Raw genomic sequence first — 24,380 nt, 5'->3', positions numbered from 1 at the left:
GATCCCCCTCACAAATATTGATGATTATATGTCATATTAATTTAATAATTACTGAACTGGGAAACTGTATTCGCTTCTGCTAATGTGGAAATAGCCCGCTGAGGACGGGAAGAATAAAAGTATGGCAAGTATAAATTTTACATTGACAGGTTATCAAATTCTCGATCGCATTTACTCAGGAACTCGCACCCTAGTTTATCGAGCTTTCCGTATTGACGACAAACAGCCAGTAGCCATCAAAGTCTTGCGGAGTCAGTATCCCAACTTCAGCGAACTGGTGCAATTTCGCAATCAGTACACGATCGCCAAAAACCTCAACTTGCCCGGAATCATCGAAACCTACAGCTTGGAAGCCTACCACAACAGCTATGCGTTGGTAATGGAAGACTTTGGGGGAATTTCTCTGAAAGAATGGAGGGAACAAGGGGAAACTCAGCCGACTCTGAGCGAGTTTTTGCAAGTGGCGATCGACCTGAGTGATACATTAGATATACTCTACCGCCACCGAATAATTCACAAAGACATTAAACCCGCCAATATTTTAATTAATCCCCAAACAAAACAAGTTAAACTTATTGACTTTAGTATTGCATCTTTGCTGCCAAGGGAAACTCAAATCTTGATGAATCCTAACGTGCTGGAAGGGACACTCGGCTATTTGTCTCCCGAACAAACCGGAAGGATGAATCGCGGCATTGACTACCGCACTGACTTTTACTCTTTGGGCGTGACTTTTTACGAATTGCTGGCGGGACAATTGCCGTTTCAATCCAACGATGTAATGGAATTGGTACACTGTCATATTGCTAAGCAACCACCGTCACTGCATGAAATTAATCCTGAAATCCCACCCGTAATCTCGGAGATTGTCAGCAAATTAATGGCGAAAAATGCCGAAGACCGGTATCAGAGTGGATTGGGACTAAAATTAGACTTAGAATGTTGTTTAGAGCAACTTGAAGAAAAGGGTAAAATCAAGAGTTTTACGATCGCGCAGAGGGATATGGGCGATCGATTCATTATCCCAGAAAAACTCTACGGTCGCGAGACTGAAGTAGAAACCCTACTCGAAGCCTTTGTGCGGGTGAGTAGTGGCACAACTGAAATGATGCTAGTAGCTGGTTTTTCTGGTATTGGGAAAACTGCCATTGTGAATGAAGTTCACAAACCAATTGTCCGCCAGCGCGGCTATTTTATTAAAGGCAAATTCGACCAATTTAACCGCAACATTCCTTTCTCAGCTTTTGTACAAGCATTTCGAGACTTAATGGGACAATTGTTGAGCGAAAGTGACCAGCAGTTGAAAAAATGGCAAACTAAAATATTGCAAGCACTGGGGGATAACGGACAAGTCATTATTGAAGTAATTCCCGAACTAGAAAAAATTATTGGGCCCCAACCACCCACACTAGAATTATCAGGAACAGCAGCACAAAATCGGTTTAATTTGCTGTTCCAAAACTTTATTAAAGTGTTCACAAAACCCAAACATCCCCTGGTGATGTTTTTGGATGACTTGCAGTGGGCAGATTCTGCCTCGCTACGGTTAATGAAAATGCTGGTGGCCGATTCAGCAACCGGCTATTTATTAGTAATTGGTGCCTACCGAGATAATGAAGTATTTGCAGCGCACCCGTTAATACTGACACTGGATGCAGCGGTCAAAGCTGGGGCAATGGTGAATACTATTACCCTGGAACCGTTGAGTTCCGAAAGTCTAAATCATTTGGTTGCTGATACGCTCAATTGTGTTCCATCTTTGGTAAGACCGTTGACTGATTTGGTGGCACAAAAAACCCAAGGAAATCCCTTTTTTGCAACGCAGTTTCTCAAAGCACTGCATCAGGATGGGCTGATTGAGTTTGACCGGGTTGCTAGTTATTGGCAGTGCGATATTGTGCGAGTTCGGGAGGCAGCGCTGACGGATGATGTGGTAGAGTTTATGGCGTTGCAGTTACAAAAATTGCCGCCAGCGACTCAGAATGTGTTGAAGTTGGCTGCTTGTGTGGGGAATCAGTTTGATTTGGGGACTTTGGCAGTTGTCTCCCAGCAACTAGAAACGGAAACGGCGACGGATTTGTGGAAGGCTTTGCAAGAGGGGTTAATCCTGCCTGAAAGTGAAATCTACAAGTTTTATATGGGGCGAGAAAGACGGGAGGAGACAGAAAATTCGGAGGTGGTGAATTACAAGTTTGTGCACGATCGCGTTCAGCAAGCTGCCTATTCTTTAATTCCCCAACAAGAGCGATCGCGTGTTCACTATCAGATTGGACAATTGCTGACCCAGCAAATTTCACCCGCAGCTATAGAAGAGCAAATTTTTTCCGTCGTCAATCAGTTGAATTATGGTATTGCGCTGATTGAAGACCAAACACAACGTGATGATTTGGCACAACTCAACCTCACGGCTTGCCGCAAAGCCAGAGGCGCTACTGCTTATCAAGCGGCGCGTGAGTATGCTGCGATCGGGCTAAATTTGCTTGGAGAGAGCGCTTGGCAACGACAGTACGAGATGACCTTGAAATTGCACGACATAGCCGCCGAAGTGGCTTCACTCTGTGGGGAATTTGAACAGATGAATCAGTGGATTGACACTGTGATTCATCATACCAGAACTCCCCTAGACCGAGTGAGCGTTTACATCGTTAAAATTCAGACCTTATCGTCCCAGAACAAGTTTTTAGAAGCAATTGCTATCGGTTTGTTGAGTCTCAAAGAATTAGGAGTTGAATTGCCCGATCGCCCTACATCAGAAGATATTCAGCAAGCAGTGCAGGAAATTAATAGCTCGATCGGCGATCGCCCGATTGAAGAGTTATTTGATCTGCCAGCGATGGTAAACCCCCAAAAGCTGGCCACGATGCAAGTAGCGGCAAGTATGGCGTCAGCTTGTTATCTGGTTGGTTCGTCTTTGTTTGCACTGGTGACGGCCTTACAGGTAAATTTATCTATCCAATATGGCAACAGTCGTAGTTCAGCTTATAGCTATAGTTGTTATGGCATTTTTCTCAACCACTTTCTACAAGATGTGACGGTAGCCGATCAGTTTGGCCAATTAGCTTATGGTCTTGCGAGGGTTGCGGAGGCCAAAAATATTCGTTCTGCAACTTTTTCTGTGATCGGACTCTGTTTGTACCATCGCAAATCGCATTTGCGGGATACCATCCCCATTATTCAGGCAGGCTATCAAGCCGGATTAGAAACAGGCAATCTAGAGTTTGTCGGGTATGGTGGGCAGGCATTTTGTATAAATGCCTACTGGTGCGGTCAACCTTTGGTAGAACTTGAGTCCCAAATTCGGGCATACCGTCAGCAATTACTCGACCTCAACCAACTAACGACAGCAAATTATTGTTCGGTTTTTTGGGAAACAACGCTGTTTTTATTGGGTAATCCAAACAACTTGGAGATTTCCTTTGAACAGGAAGGCTATGAGGAGAAGCTGGTTTCTCAGTCGCTTGCCTCTAACGATTTTTACGGACTCTGCATCTTCTATCTGTACAGGGCAACGTTGAGATTCCTGCTGGAAGACATTGCTCGGGCCTCCGTAGATGTCGATCGAGCAAGACAGTATATAGCCGGAAGCGTAGGAACTATTTCCGAAGCTGGTTTATATTTCTATGACTCACTCATAGCCCTGGCAACTCCTGAGTCCGAGACGGAGTTAGAAACGCAGCGCCAACGAGTTCAGGAAAATCAAAGGAAGTTGCAGCATTGGGCAGAACACGCCCCCATGAATTATTTGCATAAGTGGCAGTTGGTAGAAGCAGAGAGATACCGAGTTGCCAGACAGAGGGCAGAAGCTATTGAAATGTACGATCGCGCCATTTCTGGAGCGAAAGAAAACAAATACATCCAAGAAGAAGCCCTTGCTAACGAATTAGCCGCTAAATTCTACCTCGATTGGGGCAAAGAAAAAGTGGCGCAAGCCTATATGCAAGACGCCTACTACTGTTACGCTCACTGGGGCGCGAAAGCCAAAATCAATGACTTAGAAAAACGCTACCCCCAACTTCTTGCTCCCATATTGCAGGCAAGAGAAAATCGTTTTGGCATCAGCGAAACCCGCCTCCACACAATCAATAAATCGTCAGTTTTACATCAAACCTTGCACACAACTCTATCTAGCAGTAGCAGTATTTACGAAGCCCTCGATTTCGCGACTATTCTCAAAGCCTCCCAAACTCTATCAAGTGAAATTCAATTAGAAAAATTGCTGGCTGCACTGATGTCTGTGGTGATGGAAAATGCCGGGGCAACCAAAGCAGTTCTGCTGTTGGTTAAGGATGGGAATCTCGCCATCGAAGCTGTAGCTTCCTTCCATCAAGATGTCATCTCAATGTCTGTACCGCTGTCACCTAGCGACGAGGTTCCCGCTGCTGTGATTAACTATGTTAAGCGGACTTGGAAAACTGTGGTTTTGGATAATGCAGCAGTACAAAACGATTTTATTGCCGATCCGTATTTGATGCAGAAAAAGCCAAAAAGTGTGCTGTGCACGTCGATTTTAAATCAGGGTAAATTAATCGGGTTGCTATATCTGGAAAATAACTTGACAGTTGCTGCATTTACAGACGATCGCACTGAAGTCATCCAACTTTTGTGCGTCCAAGCCGCTATCTCTCTAGAAAATGCCCGCTTGTACCGACAATCTCAAGCTTATGCAAAAGAATTAGAGCGATCGCTCTTTGATTTGCAGCAAGCACAGTTACAGATCGTGCAAAGCGAAAAAATGTCCACCTTGGGCAATCTCGTCACAGGAATAGCCCACGAAATCAATAATCCTGTCGGCTTTATTAGCGGGAATATTGAGGAAGCAACGACCACGATCAAAGATGTGATTTGTCACTTAAAATTATATCAAGAAAAACTGCCAAATCCCGGCGAGGAAATTGAAGAAAATGCTGAGGATATTGATTTAGAGTATGCCTTAGAAGATTTGCCAAAGATGCTGTTGTCGATGAAAGTGGGGTGCGATCGCATTCGCGGGATTAGCACCAGCCTCCGCACTTTCTCCAGAGCCGATAAAGACTACAAAGTTCCGTTTAATATCCATGAGGGCATTGACAGCACCATCTTGATTTTGAAACACCGACTCAAAGCCAACGAACATCATCCTGCGATCGAAGTCGTCACAGACTACGGCAATCTCCCCCCCATCGAATGCTTTCCCGGTCAACTGAACCAAGTCTTTATGAACCTGCTTGCTAACGCGATCGATGCCCTAGAAGAATCAAACCAAGGACGCAGTTTGGAGGCAATTAAAGCGAATCCACACTGTATCACAGTTCGTACCAGTCAGTCGGGCGATCGACACATCAAAATTCTGATTGCTGATAACGGTGCGGGCATGACAGAAGCCGTGAAACAGCGGATTTTTGACCATCTGTTCACAACGAAGGCAGTAGGAAAAGGTACGGGGTTAGGATTGGCGATCGCCCGCCAGATTGTAGTCGAAACCCACGGCGGAACAATTAATGTGAATTCTACCTTGGGGGGAGGAAGTGAATTTGAGATAGTGTTACCTATTACTGAATAAAAGTTGACTGTTGACTGTTGACTGCTGACTGTTGACTGTTGACTGTTGACTGCTGACTGTTGACTGCTGACTAATGACTAATGACTAATGACTAATGACTAATGACTAATGACTAATGACTAATGACTGTTGACTAATGAAAAAGGTTATTCATTTTTCATTCTTCATCATTTCGTTTGTCGAGTTTGAGTTCTTTGAATGCGATCGACTAATTTATATTTTAAAAAATCCAGAATAACTAAATTAGATTGCCGATCGGGCATTATACCAGCCCCGATCGCAACTGCGGACACGAGCAAAACTTCCAGCGCCCCTTCGCCAGATTGCCAAAATCTCAATTATGCTAACGTAGGCAAGCAGCAATCCCTTGTCACGAAGGCGATTAGCCTAATTTCAAACAATTTATTTTATTGAGGAGCGGTGTATCCCGTATGGCAAACCTGATCGGCACAGACAGCAACGACTTTATTCTAGGAACTCCGCTGAGCGATCGAATTCGCGCCTTAGATGGCGATGACACGGCCGTGGGTGGCGGAGGAGATGACACCCTAGAGGGCGACGCCGGCAACGACCAGCTTCTTGGAGGTGACGGAGCAGATTCGGTGATTGGCGGTGAAGGAAATGACGAACTTATTGGCAACCAAGGCCGCGATTTTGCTTCCGGCGGGAACGGCGACGACTCGATTCGCGGCGGTTTGGGCAACGACATCCTCGAAGGCAACGACGGGATAGACAGCGTGGTGGGAGATGCAGGGGACGACTTAGTTCTTGGCAACGGAGGCTTTGATGTGATTGCCGGCGGTACTGGCAACGACACGCTCACAGGGAATGACGGCGACGATTCCGTGTTCGGGAATGCTGATGATGACTTTCTCTACGGGAATTTTGGGAACGATTCTCTCAACGGCGGCAGCGGTAGGGATCAAATGTTGGGCGGTGAGGGCAACGATTATTTGAGTGCCGAGGACGGCGACGACACTTTGTACGGCAATGCCGACAACGATTCGCTCTTCGGAGACGCTGGTAATGACCAGATATTCGGTGGCAAGGCTAACGATACAGTTTTTGGCGGCGGCGGTTCCGATACCCTTCGCGGCGATGAAGGCGACGACTCGGTACTGGGAGATGAAGGTAATGACTTTTTGTTTGGTGGCAAGGGTAATGATGGTATCGACGGCGGTTTTGGCGATGACTCCTTGGCCGGAGGTATCGGCGACGATACAATTTTGGGCAGTTTCGGCAATGACAATTTATTTGGAGCAGAGGGTAATGATTCTTTAATCGGAGGCGAGGGTTCGGATACTCTGACTGGTGGCAGCGGCAGCGATGTCTTTGGATTGGGAGCCGGGCCTGGCAGTTTGGTTTTAATTACTGATTACAATGAGGCAGAGGATTTCTTTGGACTGCCGAGCAATTTATCTTTCGGTCAACTGGTAGTTAGCCAAGGCAACGGTGCAAATGTCAGGGATACAGTAATTACGATCGACGGCAAGCTTTTAGCAATTTTGACAGACACTCCGGCGGCGCTGGTCGATGTCAACGATTTTATCGCTGTGACTGGGCCGATTACTCCCAGGCCAGGCACCATTACAACTACAACTACCACTACAGTTACAACCACAATTGCAGATCCTCCAACTCCAACTCCGACTGATACTCCTACTCCGACTCCAAGTCCAGCTCCGACTCCAAGTCCAGCTCCGGCTCCAAGTCCAGCTCCGGCTCCAACTTCCACGGAAGAAGCGACGCCGACTCTCACCGAAGAAGCGAGGCCGACTCTCACGGAAGCACCGACTCCGACGCCGACTCTGACGCCGACTCCGACTCCGACGCCGACTCCGACTCCGACTCCGACTCCGACTCCGACTCCGACTCCGACTCCCACAGCAGCACCAACTCCGACTCCCACGGAAGCACCGACTCCAACTCCCACGGAAGCACCGACTCCGACGCCGACTGCTTCGAGGATTCCAACTCCGCCGACAGTTAGTTTGCCTGATTCTGATTCGCCTCTGCTATCAATTAGTTCGATCCCCCCGACTCCCGGACTATTGCCAATGCCGGGCCAGACGCCGATATTCCCGACGCCGGTGCCGAACCCGATACCTTTTCCTACACCTGTTCCTACACCTTTTGGGTTCTAGGTGCGATCGGGCAACTCAGTGATGAGTGATGAGTTAATGTAAAACTCACTAAACTCATCACTCAAAACTATTTAACGTCCTGGGGAGTTTCGGCCGAGTCTTGTGGCGACTCGGCTGGAGAATCTTCTAGAGGAGATAATTGTTGGGTGTACCCCAAGAGCGCTCGAAGTTTCAGGCGGTGGATGTAAGGCCAGCCGCCATTGGCTTCAATATCCCTGAGCAGTTTGTAAAGTGCTTGGCGGTTGTCGGGAAAAGACGCTTGAAACAAACCGTCCCGAATTTCCCGGTGCGAAGCTTCCAGCCTCCGCAGCAGGGCCAAAAGCAGCAGACTGTCTCCCTGACAACTTTCGGCTAAAGTCCGAATCGCCTCTGTCACTGATTGCATTTGAGACTGCAACTTTTCTGACTCTAAATCTTTGCCGTTGTCCATACTGCTGCTTCCTTTGAAATCTACAAGGCCTTTGTCCCCAGCCTTTTGGTCAGCCGACTAATCGAGCTAGTCGCGATCGCCATTCGGGGTCATAAGCAAAGTAACTTAAGTAGGTTGACTTAAGCAATATTAATTTGCAATCCAAGTCAGGAAAAGAGCACAACCCGTCGTACCATGTGTATTGGGCTGCGATCCGAACATGATTGAGAAATCATAAGTTCATGCTTATTTTCACGGCGCACTAGCTTGATTTTTTGAGTCAATGCCGGTCTCGGTGAAGCGAGCGATCTGGATCTAAATGCTGCCCTAAGCGCTGGCCTAGCCTGCCGGCGGGCAATTATATTTTGCTCGAAGTAGGGCTTTTTCTTAATATAATCCGATGTTGGATATTGAGGTTTGCAATGAAATATCGTGCTTTAATTGTTGCACTTTTAGCATTTTGCATGAGTGCGCTGGTTGCTTGTTCTTCTGCTCCTGACACGACGGTGGCAACTACTGAGTTGCTCACCTACGACGAGATTAGAGGTACTGGATTGGCTAATAACTGCCCTAGCTTGGCAGAAACTTCTCGGGGATCGATCCCCATTGAAGCGGGCGGAACCTATAAACTGACTGGTTTGTGTTTGCAGCCCACAACTTATTTTGTCAAGGAAGAACCAGCAAACAAACGCCAAGAAGCGGAATTTGTGCCTGGTAAATTGCTGACCCGGTTCACGTCCAGCATTGACCAAGTTCAAGGTACGCTCAAGGTCGGTACTGACGGAACTCTGACTTTCACAGAAGAAGACGGCTTGGATTTTCAAGCAATTACCATTCAGTTACCGGGCGGAGAACAAGTACCTTTCTTGTTTACCATTAAAGAATTAGTTGCTAGTTCCGATCCCGGAGTGGTTGCTATCAATACTTCCACCGATTTGAGAGGGGAGTTTAACGTTCCGTCTTACCGCAGCGCAGGCTTTTTAGACCCTAAAGGTCGCGGGGTATCGACTGGCTATGACAATGCTGTAGCGCTTCCGGCTTCTGACAATTCCAAACGTGTGCGGGCTAATGTTAAGGTCGCTGACACCCGCACCAAAGCGGGCAAAATTTCTCTGCAAGTTGCTAAAGTCAATAGCGCCACTGGCGAAGTTGGCGGGATTTTTGAGAGCACGCAGCCTTCTGATACTGATTTGGGAGCTAGACCGGCTCTGGACGTGAAAATTCGGGGTTTGTTTTACGCTCGCATTGAGCCTTCTGTAGCGTAAAATTGGCTGTCGGGATCGATCGAACTTAAGCAGTTTTTTGCCCTAAAGGTACTGCTCGCTCTTCATTAGCCAACAGTCTTGAGCAATATAACTTAGGACTGTTGACTAATGACTAAATTTATGATTAAATTGTGGTCATTGGCAAGTTATAAACTTGGGATTTTTTATTAATTAAAGTATTGTATTCAAAGCGCTTTCAGCTTATAATATATTTTTAAAAAAACCTGGTTAAATTGGGGATTCGGTCGAAGGCCTTCTACCTGGTAAAAGTCTGCCTTATGCCGAAAACCTTCTGATAATCCCGCTAAATCCGTTCACGTTCCGAAAGTTAAACTGGTGTGTCCGGTATCACACCTATTAAGTGCTAGGATTACACTAGCTAAAAGTGAATTGTTTTAGACTATATTAGAAGCTAGATCTAAAGCAACCTCCGTCCTCTGCTCTACCAACCCTTATGTCACCATGTCTACCACAGCGCCGAACGAGCTAAAAAGCGAAAATTTGCAATTGTTGCGCGAGTACCAACTTTCTGCATCGAATGAAATCCGCAATCAGTTAGTTAAACAGAATATTGGACTGGTAAGAAAAGAAGTTTACCACTGGATCAACCAGTGCGGTGAAAGCTACGACGATTTGCTGCAAGTCGGGTGTATTGGGTTGATCAGGGCGATCGAGCGGTTTGATGTCGCGAAGGGACACGCTTTTAGCTCCTTTGCAATTCCCTACATACGGGGCGAAATTCAACACTACCTGCGGGACAAAAGCCCTTCTGTGCGATTTCCCCGCCACTGGCAGTCCCTGGAACGCAAATCAGTAGCAGCGATCAAGGATTTGCAGGTGCAGTTCAACCGCAAACCTACGGATGCGGAAGTAGCAGCAGTGCTTGAGGTTTCTTTAGAAGAATGGCAAGAAATTAAGTTGGCCCATCTCAACCGATCGCTTCTGAGTTTAGACGCGCCGGTGCAAGATGAAGATGAGGGGGCTACTTGTCTGGGAGAATTGGTTCCCGATACTAAGTATCGGAGTTTTCAGTTGGCGCAAGAGGATCAAATTCGCGTACAGCAAGCTTTGGCTATGTTGGAACAACGGACTCGCGAGATATTGGAGTTTGTTTTTCTCTACGATTTGACACAGAAAGAAACGGCTGAACGCTTGGGCATCAGTGCGGTGACTGTTTCTCGGCGAGTTAAGAAAGGGCTGGATTTGCTCAAAGAAATCATGACTAAACAGCTTTAGTTATTAGTCAGTTGTTGGTTGTCAGTTGTCAGTTGTTGGTTGTCAGTTGTCAGTTGTGGGTTGTCAGTTGTGAACAGTTAACCGTTAACAGTCAACCGTTAACCGTTAACAGTCAACCGTTAACAGTCAACAGTCAACAGTCAACAGTCAACAGTCAACAGTCAACAGTCAACAGTCAACAGTCAACAGTCAACAGACTAATTTTTAGATGCTGCGGACAAATTTATCGAGCCTTTCTACGGCTTTTTTAATGGTGCCTAAATCGGTGGCGTAAGACAAGCGAATGTGGTCGTCTGCCCCAAAAGCAATCCCCGGAATAACGGCTACTTGCTGCTGTTTTAAGAAAGCGTCGCAAAATTCCAGAGAATTCATTCCAGTCTTGCTGATGTTGACAAACATATAGAAAGCACCGTCTGGTTTAATACAGCTAATTCCGGGGACTGCATCGAGTAATTCAAATATTACCTGACGCCTTTCGGCAAAAGCCAGACGCATTTTTTCGACAGACTCTTGGCTGCTTTCCAAAGCTGCGATCGCGCCGTACTGTGCAAAAGTACACACATTTGAGGTACTGTGACCTTGAATGGTGCCGGTGGCTTTAATTAATTCGCTCGGCCCGGCCAAATAACCGACTCGCCAGCCTGTCATCGAGTAAGCTTTAGCAAAACCGCTGCTGATGAGAGTGCGATCGAAGATTTCTTTGCCCAGGGAACCGATGCTGACGTGTTGGGCGCCGTCATATATAATTTTTTCGTAAATTTCGTCAGAAACGACTAAAATATCTCGATCGACTATCACCTCAGCCAATGCTTTGATTTCCGCCGGAGTGTACACCATTCCCGTCGGGTTAGAAGGCGAATTCAGTACAAATAACTTGGTTTTGGGAGTAATCGCTCGACTCAGTTGTTCCGGTGTAATTTTATATGCTGTAGAAGCATCAGTCTGTACAATTACTGGCTTGCCGCTAGCGAGTTTCACCATTTCGGGGTAGCTCAGCCAGTAGGGAGCCGGAATAATTACTTCCTCTCCAGGCTCGATCAGAGCCATCATCAGATTGTAGAGCGAATGCTTGCCGCCGTTGGTGACAATGATATTTTCTGGTTGATAGTTGAGATTGTTGTCGGATTGGAGTTTGCGGGCGATCGCAGCTTTTAACTGCGGTTCCCCAGCCACAGCGCCGTACTTAGTCTTCCCCTCGTCTAAAGCTTGTTTTGCCGCTGCTTTAACGTGTTCGGGCGTATCAAAGTCGGGTTCTCCCGTACTCAAACTACAGACATCAATCCCTTCGGCCTTCATGGCTTTAGCCTTAGCGGCGATCGCCAAGGTTATGGAAGGAGGAACCTCACCCACTCGTGCTGCCAACTTAATCATTGGATTTTAGATATTAGATTTTTGACTTTATATCTTAGGGTGACAAATGTTGATATTCAACCCTGTTGTTAGGGAATTATGACATTTGTTTACATAGTACGTAAAGGATTAAGCAATTAAAGAATAAAAATTAAAGAAGCTCTTAGTTTTAATTTTTATTTTTAAATTTTTAAATTTAGACGTTATTATTGTACCATTTTTGATGCCTCGTTACCCTCAACGCCGATCTGCAAGCTTATGGATCTCAAATCTCTGATTCGCGACATTCCTGATTTCCCCAAGCCGGGAATTATGTTTCGAGACATTACAACTTTGCTGCGCGACCCGCAAGGGCTCAGCTACACCATTGACAGCTTAGCCGAAAAATGCTCTGCAATGTCTGTTGACTATGTGGTGGGCATGGAATCCCGAGGCTTCATCTTTGGCGCGCCTTTGGCTTATAAAATGGGAATAGGCTTTATTCCTGTCCGCAAACCGGGGAAACTGCCCGGTGCGGTTCATTTTGCTGAGTACGAGTTGGAGTATGGTGTCGATCGACTGGAGATGCACCAAGATGCGATGGCATCCGGCAGCCGGGTGCTGGTTGTGGACGATTTAATAGCCACTGGCGGAACAGCGGCGGCGACGGCTAAATTGTTGGAACAAGCTGGCTGCCAGCTTGTCGGTTTTGCTTTTATCATTGAATTGCAGGCTTTGGGCGGCAGGCAGAAATTGCCGGATGTGCCAATTGTTACGCTAGTGGAGTATTAGTTAGTTAACAGTTGACTGTTAACAGTTGACTGTTGACAGTTGACTGTTGACTGCTGAGTAAAAACTACTGACAAATAATATCCTTGACCTTTGCATCGGAATTATTCATCTCTCTCTTCTCTTCCTCTGTGAGATCTGCGTCAAGACCGGTTAAATCATTCCGATGCAACGGGAATTAATATCATTCACAATTCTAAAATCTAAAATCTAAAATCTAAAATCTAAAATTGTATGACTTCTCTTAAGTTAAATCGAAATTGGCGGATGTTGAATTCTCTGTTTGGTGGCGAGACATTTACTTATGTTGTCAAGCGACTGTTGCAGGCACTTTTAACCCTATTTTTGGCATCGATGCTTTGTTTTGCAATTATTGAGCTAGCACCGGGAAATTACTTGGATACTTTGAGCCAAAATCCGAAGATTTCGCCGGAGACACTCAAGCAACTCGAACAGCAGTTCGGCTTAGATAAACCAGCGATTGTGCAGTATTGGCTGTGGCTGCAACAAATTGTGACGCGGGGGAATTTTGGCACGAGTTTTGTGTATCAGCGATCCGTAGCTTCGCTGCTGTGGGAACGGGTACCGGCGACGTTATTGATGGCGATCGCATCTTTGATTGTAACTTGGGCGATCGCGATTCCCTTGGGAATTGTCGCCGCCGTCAATCAAAACCGCACAGTCGATCGAGTTCTGCAAGTAGTCAGCTACACGGGACAAGGATTTCCGAGCTTTATCACAGCGTTGCTGCTGCTATTTTTTGCTCAGAATACTTCGCCTCTGTTTCCCGTCGGAGGAATGACAAGCATTGACCACGCAGACTTACCTTGGTGGGGTCAAATCCTCGATTACGGCTGGCACTTAATTTTGCCAACTGTCGCCCTCAGCCTTACTGGTTTTGCGGGTTTGCAAAGATTGATGCGCGGACAATTTTTGGATGTGTTGCGTCAAGATTATATCCGAACAGCACGGGCGAAAGGTTTGCCGGACGATCGAGTAATTTACATTCATGCTTTGCGGAATGCTGTTAATCCGTTGATTACGCTGTTGGGTTTTGAGTTTGCTAGTTTGTTGAGCGGTGCGTTTATTGCCGAATATTTCTTTAATTGGCCGGGTTTGGGAAAGCTGACTCTGGATGCGGTGAACAATCAAGATTTGTATTTAGTAATGGCAAGTTTGATGATGGGTGCGACCATGTTGATTGTAGGGAATTTGTTGGCAGATTTGCTGCTCAAAGCTGTCGATCCTCGGATTAAGCTGGAAGATTTGAAATAGTAGACTTAATTCAGTAACAGAAGGTACGCAAGGGCGATTGGTAATAGTCAACAGTCAACAGTCTTCCATTATCCATGCCCCATGCCCCATGCCCCATTACCCATCTCGGAGTGTTTTATGTCAGAAAAACAACCCAACGAGCCAATGAGTTTTAGCAGCTTTGCCGACTGGTGCAGGCATATTGACAGTCTTTCAGAAGAGGCAAGGCACACAGTTAAATTGTTGTTAAAAAAGGCTGGCACTGATGACGCACAAGAAGCGGAGCAGATACTTTCAAGCATGACAGAACTGGCTCTCAGCTACAATCACATTACCGACATCAGCTTCCTCGGCTGGCTCACCAATCTGACCACCCTAAATTTCGAAAACAATAAAATTACCGACATCAGCTCTCTCGGCTCGCTCACCAATCTGACACGCCTGAATCTCAGCTACAATCAAATTACCGACATCAGCTTCCTCGGCTCGCTCACCAATCTGACAACACTGGATCTCAGCTACAATAGAATTATCGACATCAGCTCCCTCGGCTCGCTCACCAATCTGACAAGCCTGAATCTTAACCTCAATCAAATTACCGACATCAGCTCTCTCGGCTCGCTTACCAATCTGACAAGGCTGGATCTCCTCAGCAATGAAATTACCGACCTCAGCTCTCTCGGCTCGCTTACCAATCTGACAAGGCTGGATCTCAGCAGGAATCCAATTACCGACATCAACGCTTTGCGTAAGCTCACCAATCTGACAATACTGGATATTCTCAACAACACTCGAATTACCAATATCAGCGTGTTAGGCGAACTCGCACAGAAACGTCTTACTCTCTCGACTAGACCAATTGATGCTCAAAAAGCCACAGAAGCAGTCAAAGTTGCCTATGCAGCTATTGGCCTAGAAGAACCCGAAGTTATTGTTTGCAGCAGTCCCCGCGACGCTTTTCTCCAAATCTTCAACTTGCCAAAAGGCGACCATTCACCAAACTGCTCAGACGAATGGCACAGGAATAGATTGGGGAAAAAGCTGGACGGGAAATGGATGTCCATGTTCCCATCGATTGTGAGAGACTTTGCAAGTCCGGCCGTGTGGAAGTATGAGCTCGATCGAATGACAATCGAACGCGAAGCAGACACGACACTGAGTTCGCTAATGGTCGAATTGTTTTACGAATATAAGCCATCGGAACGAACGGGGAATGTTATTCCCAGTCATTTTTTAGACCTGGTGCAATTCCCTATAACCCCCAGGACTTTGTTTAAAGAAATCTATTTGACTCAATTGTATATCTATTCATTAGGCGTCAATCTTTCCCAAAAGACACAAGAAATACTTCGCTGCCAAAACCTGCTTTTCGAGCATTGCGGTTTTATATTTCCCTTGGAAACGTTTTGCTTTGTGTGCGATCGCCCGCGCCACCTGCGCTTTGACAGTCAAAACCGCTTGCACGCTGAAGGAGAACCTGCTATTGAGTTTGCGGATGGATGGAATTCTTACTATTATCATGGCGTCAGATTGCCTGAAAAATACTGTCAACTACACCCGAACCAATGGCAATCCCAATGGCTGTTATCAGAAGATAATGCCGAACTTCGGCGAGTGTTAATTCAAGGAATTGGTTACGATCGCATTTGTCAAGAGTTGGAAGCAAAACAAATACATAGTTGGCAGGAATATGCACTATTAAAAATAGATCACCCTAGGGACGAGCCGATTTATTTGTTAAAAATGACTTGTCCGAGTACGGGATTCATTCACGCTTTGAGAGTTCCACCTAACCTGAACTCAGCTAGGGAGGCAATTCGCTGGGTAAATTGGAATATCGATCCAGAGGAATTTTCTGTGCAGACTTGATATATAGCCTTTCTCAGGTAAATTAGATGCTCGTGGGCTGCGGGCATAGCAGATATAAAAGCGTTTGAGTTTTTAATTTCAGAACGGGGCTGACAATTCATTGAAGAACGGGCTAGGCTAGTTGTAGACTTCTATTTCCATGCCAGGAATGCACCAATAAAAATTCATTCACCCTCCAAACATGGCAAAACAACTAGCAATAGAAACTCGCGGACTCACGAAACAATTCGATCGCCATATAGCCGTCAATGACATCGATTTGCAAGTAGCAGCAGGCGAAGTATGCGGACTGATCGGCCCCAACGGTGCCGGCAAAACTACCTTGCTGCGAATGCTGGCGGCGGCTGAGGAACCGACTATAGGGGAAATTTACATCAATGGGGATAGGTTATTGCGCGATCGATCGCACCCAATTCTCAAACAGCGCATCGGCTTTCTTCCCGACGACTTTCCCCTCTACGACGACTTGACTGTTTGGGATTATTTAGACTATTTTGCCCGACTCTACAACCTCCAGCAACCGCGCCGCCGAGAGCGAATCAACTCCGTGTTAGAACTCGTGCAACTAACCAACAAGCGCAACAGCTTAATTTCCACCCTGTCGCGGGGAATGAAACAGCGCCTGAGTTTGGGGAGAACTATTATCCACGAACCGCTATTGTTGTTGTTAGACGAACCCGTTTCTGGCTTAGATCCGATCGCCCGAATGCAGTTCCGCGAAATTATCAAAGTTTTGCAAGAAGCCGGCATGACCGTAGTCATATCATCTCACGTTCTCAGCGACTTAGCCGAACTTTGTACCTGGGTTGGTATCATGGAACTCGGATATCTGGTCGAAAGCGCACCGTTACAAGAACTTTACAAACGCCTCAGCCGCCAGCAAATTTTCATGTCGGTTTTAGGAAATAAATTAGAAGCGCTAACATCGGCATTAAAAAACTTTCCTTGGGTGGAAAATTGGGCAATTATCCGGGAAACTCAACAGGTGTGCGTTGATTTTTCAGGAAGCCCGGAAGATGCCGCAAATTTATTACGGGAACTCGTCGCCGCCAACATTCCCCTAACCGAATTCCACTGCACTCAAGAAGACTTAGAAACCATCTTCCTCAAGATGGGACACCAGCAAGCATCCTAATTTGCTTTTTCCCCCGTTACCAAGATGAACCGTGAGTTATAACTAACTCATCACCCATTCCTAATCACCAATAACCAATGACACTCCGCTTACTCGACAAAATAGGCAACTGGAATCCCCAGTTATTTCGAGAAATCAAAGGTCGCTTGAATACTGGCAATATGGCGATCGCCTCGGCTTTTTCCCTAAGCGGTCAACTGCTGCTATTCATGTATTACAGCGCCCAGATACCCGTTACCCCTCCTAATTGGAATCAGACTTACCCCATCTATAACAGATTTTGCGCTTTAGAGACTGCCAATTCCTCTAAGGGGTGCGTCAGAGATGCCTTGGGCAACTTAGCCATTGACTGGCGGGAGTGGTGGCTAGAGATATTCATTTGGCTGAGCATATTGAGCGTCTTAGCTTTATTAGTAGCAGGGACTTATATGCTTGTCAGCGACTTAGACAAGGAGGAACGCCGCGGGACGCTCAACTTTATTCGCCTCAGTCCCCAGTCTGCTAAAACAATTTTTCTGGGCAAAATTCTCGGCGTCCCAATTTTACTGTATCTAGCAGCAATTCTGACAGTACCGCTGCATTTGTACGCTGGATTAGCTGCTCAAATACCCCTGAATGAAATTTTATGTTTCTACATAGCAGTTGCAGCTAGCTGTGCTTTGTTTTACAGCACTGCGATGCTATTTGGATTGACAACCAGTTGGTTGGGAGGACTTCAACCTTGGTTGGCTAGCGCTACGGTTTTTGTTGTGTTTGGGATTTCTTGGCTCCCGCTCACGCGAACTGCTTTGGATGTGTTACATTTTTTGTCTCCCCTTGCTATGCTGAGATATCAGCTTTTTCTAGTTGATAAAGGTGATTTCGATTCGTTAGTTGAAAACTTAGACAAGTTGCAATGGTTTTACTCGCCAGTGGGTACAAATATTGCGAGTGGCCTTGTTTTGTCTCTCTTGGTTTGTGGTACAGGAACCTACTGGATGTGGCAGGGATGGCAGCGTCGCTTTCCCAATCCCAGCGCTACAGTTTTGAGCAAGCGGCAAAGTTATTTGCTAGTTATCTGCTGTCAGGTAATATTTTTAGGGTTTGCACTCCAATCAAACCCCCCAGTAGACAGTAATTTCCCCATTTTACTGCTCTTGAATTTGGTGATGTTCTTAGCTTTAATTGCAGCTTTAACATCTGACAGACAATCTTTGTACGATTGGGCGAGGTATCGGAAACAAATTGTTCCCAGCAATCAGAAGCTGTGGCGACGCTACCCAATACTCGATTTAATTTGGAGCGATAAAAGTCCGGCTGTAGTTGCGATCGCGCTCAATTTCCTCAGCTCAGTAATAATTTTAACACCTTGGGCGCTGTTAGAAAAACCTGATATCAACGAATTTTGGGGGGTAATTTGCTGCCTGAATCTGCTCCTCATTTACGCAGCCATCACCCAACTATTCCTATTTACCAAAACCCGAAATCAGGAAATTTTGGCCGCCTGCACAGTCGGTGGCGCTATTTCGTTACCGCCTCTGATTTTATCTCTGCTTTTGCTAACCCCACAAAAAGCTCCTATTCTCTGGTTGTCTTTAACATTTAGTGGGTTTTGGCCTTTGTGGTCTGTCCCAGCGTCAGAAAATACGATTTTGCTCTCCATACTGAGTCAGTGGACTGTCTTGCTGTTGTTGAACCTCAAATTGCGATCGCAACTCAAACTCGCAGGGGAATCAGCTTCTAAAGCACTGCTGAAAGTTTGAAAAAGCAGGGGAAGAGATCAAACGTGAAACTCCGATTCAGGCAGGGATTTAAACCCCTGCCTGAAAGCTTAAGTCGTCTGAAAACGACTGTTCAACTAACTTATTATGCCAATTCCGCATTTATACTCCACTTTATATTGAGCGATAGAGGCCGCCGCTACACAGACAAAGCCGGCCTTGGCAGGCTTTAAGATTAAAGTTGAAAAATAATTTCTGACTGCACAGATCCAAAATTAGAGAGTCAGCGTATATTACTAATGAACGCAGTACAAAATTTCATAGGTTCGCACCGCTAAACATTTCAGCTTGCCTGTTTGCAGTTGAGCTGCGATCGCCCTTGGCTACACAGCAAACTAGAAAATACGGCTAAGTGATCTGTATTTAGGAGTGGGTTTATTTGAAGCGGGGTGCAGGTTTATATATCATTTTAGCTGCGTGTAATACTTTAAATTGAAACCCACCCCTACAGCCGAAAATAAGAAAAACTCTCCTAAAAGTGCGAATTTGTGATATTTTGACTGAGAATACCACCGCCGTTAGGCAACAGAACTATCAAATTTAGAGGGTAATTAGAACATGGCAGAAATTAGAGGCACCGCCCAAGCAGACTTGCTTGCAGGAACTCCAGAAAATGACCTAATTTTTGGTTTGATGGGCAATGACACCATTGCCGGAAACTCCGGTAATGATAGCATTTATGGAGGTAAGCAAAGCGATTTAATTGATGGTAATACGGGTCAAGATTCGCTGTTTGGAGATTTAGAAAATGACATTGTTAACGGCGGAGAAGATAACGATTTTTTAGTGGGCGGAAAAGGCAGCGATTCCATATCGGGCAACTCCGGCAATGATGTTTTGTCAGGCGATAGAGATACTGATATCCTGATAGGCGGAGACGGCGCAGACATATTTGTTTTGAGGCGCTACGCTGAGGCAGATCCTTTCCGTACCAGCGGCGGTGTTAGTTTGGCAAATGCGGACGCGATCGCCGATTTTGCAGTCGGTACAGATTTAATCGGTTTGGGGGAAGGTCTCAGTTTTAGCGACTTGAATATTCAAGAAGCTGGAAACGATACTGTTATTCAAGACCGGGTGACTGGAGAATTCCTCGCTACTCTCAGAGGGGTGAGACCAAGTTCACTTAACCAGGCAAGTTTCACTAATAACATTGGCAGCGTTGTTCCCAATCCCCCGCCTCCAGCGCTGACAACGGCTTATGCTTTAACTCCTGCTAATCGGATTGTCGGTTTTAGTCTTTCCAATCCGGGAAGTGTGATATCAGATTTGCCCGTGACTGGATTGCAAGCGGGAGAGAGTTTGCTGGGAATTGATTATCGGCCGGCTAACGGTATGCTTTACGGTGTGGGTTCTAGCAATCGCTTGTATACTCTCAATCCGATGACTGGCGAAGCAAGTCCAGTCGGTAACGGGCAGTTTGCTGTTCCTCTAACTCCGGGGGCTGCGGGTTTTGATTTCAATCCGACAGTCGATCGAATTCGGTTTGTCAATGAAGCCGATCAAAACGCCCGCCTCAACCCGGATAACGGGGCAATTGTCGATTCTGACACGCTGGCGGGGGGAATTCAACTCGACGGGAATTTGGCTTACCGGGCGGGCGATCGCAATTTTGGATCAACTCCAGCGGCTGCTGGGGCTGCGTATGTGAATAACTTTGCAGGGGCAACTTCGACAACGCTGTTTGTAATTGACAGCGATTTGGATGTTTTGGTGCGACAAGATCCGCCAAATAATGGAGTGTTGAATTCGATCGGATCTTTGGGAGTTGATGCTACTAGCGTTCTCGGCTTTGATGTCAGGAGTATTGGCGGCCGCGAGGTGGCAGTGGCGGCGCTGGAAGTTGGTGGCATTTCGGGTTTGTACAATATCAATTTAAGTAGCGGTCAAGCTTCCTTTGTCGGTCAAATTGCCGACGGGAGACAGATTAACGGTTTGGCTTTGCCTTTGCCTACAGCTTACGCTTTAACTGTCAGAAATGGCGCCGAAACAATTGTCGGTTTTAACGAGGCGGCACCGCGGGCGATTCTCAGCGACGCGGCAGTTACTGGGTTGCAGCCGGGAGAAAGCTTGCTGGGAATTGATTTTCGCCCCGCTAACGGTTTGCTTTACGGTGTGGGTTCTAGCAATCGCTTGTACGCGATCAATCCGGTGACTGGCGCTGCAACTGCTGTCGGTAGCGGGGAGTTTGCTGTTCCCCTAACTCCGGGGGCTGCGGGTTTTGATTTCAATCCGACAGTCGATCGAATTCGGTTTGTCAATCAAGCCGGTCAAAACGCCCGCCTCAACCCGGATACGGGGGCAATTGTCGATTTTGACACGCTGACGGGGGGAATTCAACTCGACGCGAATTTGGCTTACCGATCGGGCGATCCTAATTTTGGCAATCCCGGCGCGGCTGGCGGGGCTGCGTATGTGAATAACTTTCCGGGAGCAACTTCGACGACACTATTTGCAATTGACACCAATTTAGACGTTTTGGTGCGGCAAGATCCGCCGAATAATGGGGTGTTGAATACGATCGGGTCTTTGGGAATTGATGCTGGTACCGTTCTCGGCTTTGATGTCAGGAGTTTTGGCGGTAACGAGACGGCTTTGGCTGCGATCGAAGTTGGCGGAGTTTCCAGCCTGTACAATATCAATTTGACGACCGGTCAAGCTTCGATCGTCGGTCAAATTGGTGACGGGCGAGGGATTAAAGGTTTAGCACTGACTTTGATTTAACTGCTAGATTCCCAGCGATTTTAGGCATCAATTATGTAGTTTTTAGGTAGAAAGTTGAAAACAACTCAACTTTTCTACACTCTCAAATTGCAGGACTAAGGCCAACTGGCTACAAGTCGATGGTCATGTGACAGTTGGCCTTAGTTCTAATGGTCAATCTAAAATCGTTCGGGCAATTCCAAATACTTCGGCTACGCGAGAGTACAAGTTCAAAATTCCCAATTTGAGGTAACATATTATTTTGACAATAAAGATAAGATGTTATCTCAAGTTTTTTACTTGCTCCGTTCCCGCAGTGACGGCAAATATCTCTGTGCCAATCCCAATCCAGATGCTGCAGTTAGTTACCTGCTGATGTTTCGCGAAGACTATGACGCTTTGAGTTATCTCAACGCCCACGCTGCTGAGGTTGCCGATCGATTCGGGGTAGAATCGATTTCTGGTTCTTCTGTCAAAAAGCTGCTCGAACGTTGGGGATTTAACGGTGTGGGGGTTGTTCAAGACCCCCTGTTGCCAAATATTGAGTTTTTAACAACTCATTAAAGTTATTTTCCTTAAAATTGAACTCGAATCATGAATCTAAAAAAAAGGTTGCTACACTCTCCCTTGGCGATCGCCGCTTATTGCCTAATTATTGCGATCGGCATCATTTTTTGGGGCGGGCCGATTTCTGTAGCTGGATCAGTTGCAGAATTGAGAATTGGCGAAGGGTCTAGCTCTGGGTTAGCCCGTGAAGGTCATCGAATTACGATCGTGTCCGGACATTCTTTTTCATGCGATTGGAAAGATGCCTCCAATAACATCAATCGATGTAGAACGAACCTGAAAGGTCGATCGCTTGAGATTGAATTTAAGGTAGGATCGTTGGAAGTAGTATCGCAGTGTAATATTAGATACAGCGGACAATCGTTTCAATGCGGCGCTTTTTATGACTTGCCCCACAAACCCAATCAAGCCGATGTCTGGATAGAAAATTCTCTGGGCTTAACAGACTTCGATCGAATTTGGCTTTTTTTAACCAATCCATTAGCCAATATCTTCGGAAATATGATCGAAAGTGATTGGGATAATATAACACCTATTTTGAGTTGGGTAGTAGCCATTCTAATTGCAGCGGCACTCGGTTTGCACTTTATGCAAACACCCAGGGTTTGGTCGAGATTTGCAGGTTTCATTCTAATCGTGCCGATATCAATATTAATCAGACCGATCGTTGAGTCGTTTACACTATTAGTCTTGATACTAACCGGACACGTTGATTGATAAAGTAATAATAAGTAATAGACATCTCCCATAATTATTGTGGAACAGGCCGTCCAGCCTGTTCTTCACAGCCTTTTTGGAAGATGTCTAATAAGTGATAAGTGATAAGTGATTAACTCTCGAATTATAATTTCCATTTTCAAGCGCGGAAGCAAAGAGAGTAGTCATGCGATAAAGCCGTTTCCCGAATTCTCGGATGAGATTCAAAATAGCGTTATCGATCGCCTCGCCTTAAACGGAACTTACACCGTGTAATGGCTGTAGCGCTCGCCCGATCGACCTTCCCGAGTCCGAAGCCCCATATTTAGTGCAAATTGTCAAATTTATCAAGCTTTCACCCTAAATCTGAATCCTGTTGTATATTCATAGTCTGTTGATATATTCCGACACGTCAGTACACAACCTATGGTTCGAGAATTAGAGCGATCGAGTGCCCGCGAGAAACGCAACCTGTCCGATTTCCCCGAAACAGCACCCGCAGCCAATCCAGTATTTTTCAGGACGTACAGCCGCCGTACCGAGACGGGAAGGGAGACTTGGGAGGAGGTGTGCGATCGAACAGTCAAGGGGCTGCAAAAGCTGGGAAACCTCACCCCCGAAGAAACACAACTGCTGCACCGGATGCAAAACCAGCTCAAAACCCTCGCTTCAGGCCGCTGGCTGTGGGTAGGCGGCAGCAAATGGATCGAACAACCAGAGAATTTTTCCGGTGCATATAATTGCTCCTCAACAAATATTCTCGACTGGCGTTCCTTTGGTTTGTTGATGGATTTGGCAATGATGGGCTGCGGCACTGGGGCCGTCTTGGAACCACAATATATCAATCAACTGCCGCCGATTCGCAACCGTCTAACCCTAACCATGCAAGGCGAAATCGGCTCTACACCCGCCCAGTCGCGCCGTGAAGAAACAGAAGTAAAAATAGCAGAAAAAACCGCAACTATTTATGTCGGAGATTCTCGCCAAGGTTGGGTAAACTCCTATCAAACTTTGCTGGAATTATCCACAGATGAAAGATTTGCAGGAGAAGTTCAAGTATTCATCGATTTGAGCGACGTTCGCCCGGTGGGAGAACCTTTAAAAGGTTTTGGCGGAGTAGCCAATCCGGTGAAATTGCCCGACCTTTATCAGCGCTGCGCCGCTATTTTGAATAAAGCTTTAGGGCGGCAGTTAAATTCAGTTGAATGCTGTGTGTTGATAGATGAAGCGGCGGTCACGATCGTCGCAGGAAATATTAGAAGATCGGCCGGAATGCGTCAGTTTTCTTTTGATGACGAACTGGGGGCAAATGCTAAAAATAATTTGTGGCAACAAGATGAAAGCGGCAACTGGAGAATAGATCCAGAACGCGATGCCCTTCGGATGGCTAACCATACGCGAGTTTTCCATACCAAACCTACACTAGAAGAATGTATTGATGCTGTCCGCAAACAGTATTACAGCGGCGAAGGTGCGATTCAATGGGCCGGCGAAGCCGTAGCTCGATCTAACGTTGATTTACTTTCAACACCGAGTCTTAAACTTGAATTTTTGAAAGCTTACGACGAAGGAAAAGCTAAAGACTGGTTGCAGGAACGCCATCCTAATATGACTGCTGGCGAGTTAGATCATCGGTTAGTCCGCGTGGGCTTAAACCCGTGTGGTAAGTAATTTTGCCTCACGTTAAA

15 protein-coding genes and 2 pseudogenes are annotated in these 24,380 nt (G+C 46.3%); 14 read left to right on the top strand and 3 right to left on the bottom strand.

The window, feature by feature from the left end:
- Nucleotides 1-121 precede the first annotated feature (121 nt).
- On the top strand, nucleotides 122-5,539 hold the full coding sequence (locus tag D0A37_RS19925) for a trifunctional serine/threonine-protein kinase/ATP-binding protein/sensor histidine kinase (protein WP_242716907.1): 5,418 nt from the start codon (nucleotides 122-124) through the stop codon (nucleotides 5,537-5,539).
- Between the two features lie 167 nt (nucleotides 5,540-5,706).
- On the opposite strand, the gene D0A37_RS19920 is transcribed toward D0A37_RS19925, so the two are convergent.
- On the bottom strand, nucleotides 5,707-5,877 hold the full coding sequence (locus D0A37_RS19920) for a hypothetical protein (RefSeq protein WP_242716906.1): 171 nt from the start codon (nucleotides 5,875-5,877) through the stop codon (nucleotides 5,707-5,709).
- Nucleotides 5,878-5,970: 93 nt separating this feature from the next.
- Here D0A37_RS19920 and D0A37_RS19915 point away from each other — a divergent pair, with 93 nt between their 5' ends.
- Nucleotides 5,971-7,683, top strand: coding sequence for a calcium-binding protein (locus D0A37_RS19915; protein WP_242716905.1), 1,713 nt, complete (start codon nucleotides 5,971-5,973; stop codon nucleotides 7,681-7,683).
- A 67-nt stretch (nucleotides 7,684-7,750) separates the two neighbouring features.
- Here the strand turns inward: D0A37_RS19915 and D0A37_RS19910 are convergent, their stop codons facing one another.
- Entirely contained in the window at nucleotides 7,751-8,113 is a 363-nt protein-coding gene (locus D0A37_RS19910) for a hypothetical protein (protein ID WP_242716904.1), read from the bottom strand.
- Between the two features lie 401 nt (nucleotides 8,114-8,514).
- Here D0A37_RS19910 and D0A37_RS19905 point away from each other — a divergent pair, with 401 nt between their 5' ends.
- Both D0A37_RS19905 and D0A37_RS19900 read left to right on the top strand, forming a co-directional pair.
- The gene (locus D0A37_RS19905; RefSeq protein ID WP_242716903.1) at nucleotides 8,515-9,357 is read left to right on the top strand and encodes a photosystem II manganese-stabilizing polypeptide; all 843 of its coding nucleotides are present in this window, start codon (nucleotides 8,515-8,517) and stop codon (nucleotides 9,355-9,357) included.
- A gap of 462 nt (nucleotides 9,358-9,819) precedes the next feature.
- Nucleotides 9,820-10,593 carry an RNA polymerase sigma factor SigF gene (locus D0A37_RS19900; protein WP_242716902.1) on the top strand — a complete coding sequence of 258 codons (774 nt, stop codon included), beginning with the start codon at nucleotides 9,820-9,822 and terminating at the stop codon, nucleotides 10,591-10,593.
- 204 nt (nucleotides 10,594-10,797) lie between these two features.
- Here D0A37_RS19900 and D0A37_RS19895 read toward each other — a convergent pair whose 3' ends face one another.
- A complete protein-coding gene (locus D0A37_RS19895; RefSeq protein WP_278187093.1) occupies nucleotides 10,798-11,964 on the bottom strand; it encodes a pyridoxal phosphate-dependent aminotransferase in 1,167 nt (388 codons plus the stop codon).
- 237 nt (nucleotides 11,965-12,201) lie between these two features.
- Here D0A37_RS19895 and D0A37_RS19890 point away from each other — a divergent pair, with 237 nt between their 5' ends.
- The 10 genes and pseudogenes from D0A37_RS19890 (at nucleotide 12,202) to nrdJ (ending at nucleotide 24,363) form a co-directional block, all read left to right on the top strand.
- A complete protein-coding gene (locus D0A37_RS19890) occupies nucleotides 12,202-12,714 on the top strand; it encodes an adenine phosphoribosyltransferase (protein WP_242716901.1) in 513 nt (170 codons plus the stop codon).
- A gap of 231 nt (nucleotides 12,715-12,945) precedes the next feature.
- Entirely contained in the window at nucleotides 12,946-13,986 is a 1,041-nt protein-coding gene (locus D0A37_RS19885; protein ID WP_242716899.1) for an ABC transporter permease, read from the top strand.
- An 81-nt stretch (nucleotides 13,987-14,067) separates the two neighbouring features.
- A pseudogene (locus tag D0A37_RS19880) lies at nucleotides 14,068-14,721 on the top strand (leucine-rich repeat domain-containing protein); the annotation flags it as partial.
- Between the two features lie 609 nt (nucleotides 14,722-15,330).
- Nucleotides 15,331-15,834: pseudogene (locus tag D0A37_RS29535) on the top strand (DUF6745 domain-containing protein); the annotation flags it as partial.
- Between the two features lie 181 nt (nucleotides 15,835-16,015).
- On the top strand, nucleotides 16,016-16,969 hold the full coding sequence (locus tag D0A37_RS19870; RefSeq protein WP_242716897.1) for an ABC transporter ATP-binding protein: 954 nt from the start codon (nucleotides 16,016-16,018) through the stop codon (nucleotides 16,967-16,969).
- A 77-nt stretch (nucleotides 16,970-17,046) separates the two neighbouring features.
- A complete protein-coding gene (locus D0A37_RS19865) occupies nucleotides 17,047-18,711 on the top strand; it encodes a hypothetical protein (RefSeq protein ID WP_242716895.1) in 1,665 nt (554 codons plus the stop codon).
- A gap of 576 nt (nucleotides 18,712-19,287) precedes the next feature.
- Entirely contained in the window at nucleotides 19,288-21,450 is a 2,163-nt protein-coding gene (locus tag D0A37_RS19860; RefSeq protein ID WP_242716893.1) for a DUF4394 domain-containing protein, read from the top strand.
- 258 nt (nucleotides 21,451-21,708) lie between these two features.
- Complete coding sequence (locus tag D0A37_RS19855; RefSeq protein WP_242716892.1) at nucleotides 21,709-21,993, top strand: hypothetical protein; 285 nt, start codon at nucleotides 21,709-21,711, stop codon at nucleotides 21,991-21,993.
- Between the two features lie 30 nt (nucleotides 21,994-22,023).
- Nucleotides 22,024-22,713, top strand: a complete 690-nt coding sequence (locus tag D0A37_RS19850; RefSeq protein ID WP_242716890.1) for a hypothetical protein — start codon at nucleotides 22,024-22,026, stop codon at nucleotides 22,711-22,713.
- Between the two features lie 405 nt (nucleotides 22,714-23,118).
- The gene (gene nrdJ / locus D0A37_RS19845; RefSeq protein WP_242716888.1) at nucleotides 23,119-24,363 is read left to right on the top strand and encodes a ribonucleoside-triphosphate reductase, adenosylcobalamin-dependent; all 1,245 of its coding nucleotides are present in this window, start codon (nucleotides 23,119-23,121) and stop codon (nucleotides 24,361-24,363) included.
- The last annotated feature ends 17 nt before the right edge of the window (nucleotides 24,364-24,380 follow it).

The sequence above is a fragment of the Microcoleus vaginatus HSN003 genome (assembly GCF_022701255.1).
Lineage (GTDB): Bacteria > Cyanobacteriota > Cyanobacteriia > Cyanobacteriales > Microcoleaceae > Microcoleus > Microcoleus vaginatus_B.
This window is presented reverse-complemented; position numbering and strand designations above follow the sequence as displayed.

Bases quoted from the DNA above. Each gene is read 5' to 3' on its own strand.
- D0A37_RS19925 (WP_242716907.1), top strand. From the start codon at position 122: ATGGCAAGTATAAATTTTACATTGACAGGTTATCAAATTCTCGATCGC.
- D0A37_RS19915 (WP_242716905.1), top strand. From the start codon at position 5,971: ATGGCAAACCTGATCGGCACAGACAGCAACGACTTTATTCTAGGAACT.
- D0A37_RS19910 (WP_242716904.1), bottom strand. From the start codon at position 8,113: ATGGACAACGGCAAAGATTTAGAGTCAGAAAAGTTGCAGTCTCAAATG.
- D0A37_RS19905 (WP_242716903.1), top strand. From the start codon at position 8,515: ATGAAATATCGTGCTTTAATTGTTGCACTTTTAGCATTTTGCATGAGT.
- D0A37_RS19900 (WP_242716902.1), top strand. From the start codon at position 9,820: ATGTCTACCACAGCGCCGAACGAGCTAAAAAGCGAAAATTTGCAATTG.
- D0A37_RS19895 (WP_278187093.1), bottom strand. From the start codon at position 11,964: ATGATTAAGTTGGCAGCACGAGTGGGTGAGGTTCCTCCTTCCATAACC.
- D0A37_RS19890 (WP_242716901.1), top strand. From the start codon at position 12,202: ATGGATCTCAAATCTCTGATTCGCGACATTCCTGATTTCCCCAAGCCG.
- D0A37_RS19885 (WP_242716899.1), top strand. From the start codon at position 12,946: ATGACTTCTCTTAAGTTAAATCGAAATTGGCGGATGTTGAATTCTCTG.
- D0A37_RS19870 (WP_242716897.1), top strand. From the start codon at position 16,016: ATGGCAAAACAACTAGCAATAGAAACTCGCGGACTCACGAAACAATTC.
- D0A37_RS19865 (WP_242716895.1), top strand. From the start codon at position 17,047: ATGACACTCCGCTTACTCGACAAAATAGGCAACTGGAATCCCCAGTTA.
- D0A37_RS19860 (WP_242716893.1), top strand. From the start codon at position 19,288: ATGGCAGAAATTAGAGGCACCGCCCAAGCAGACTTGCTTGCAGGAACT.
- D0A37_RS19855 (WP_242716892.1), top strand. From the start codon at position 21,709: ATGTTATCTCAAGTTTTTTACTTGCTCCGTTCCCGCAGTGACGGCAAA.
- D0A37_RS19850 (WP_242716890.1), top strand. From the start codon at position 22,024: ATGAATCTAAAAAAAAGGTTGCTACACTCTCCCTTGGCGATCGCCGCT.
- nrdJ (WP_242716888.1), top strand. From the start codon at position 23,119: ATGGTTCGAGAATTAGAGCGATCGAGTGCCCGCGAGAAACGCAACCTG.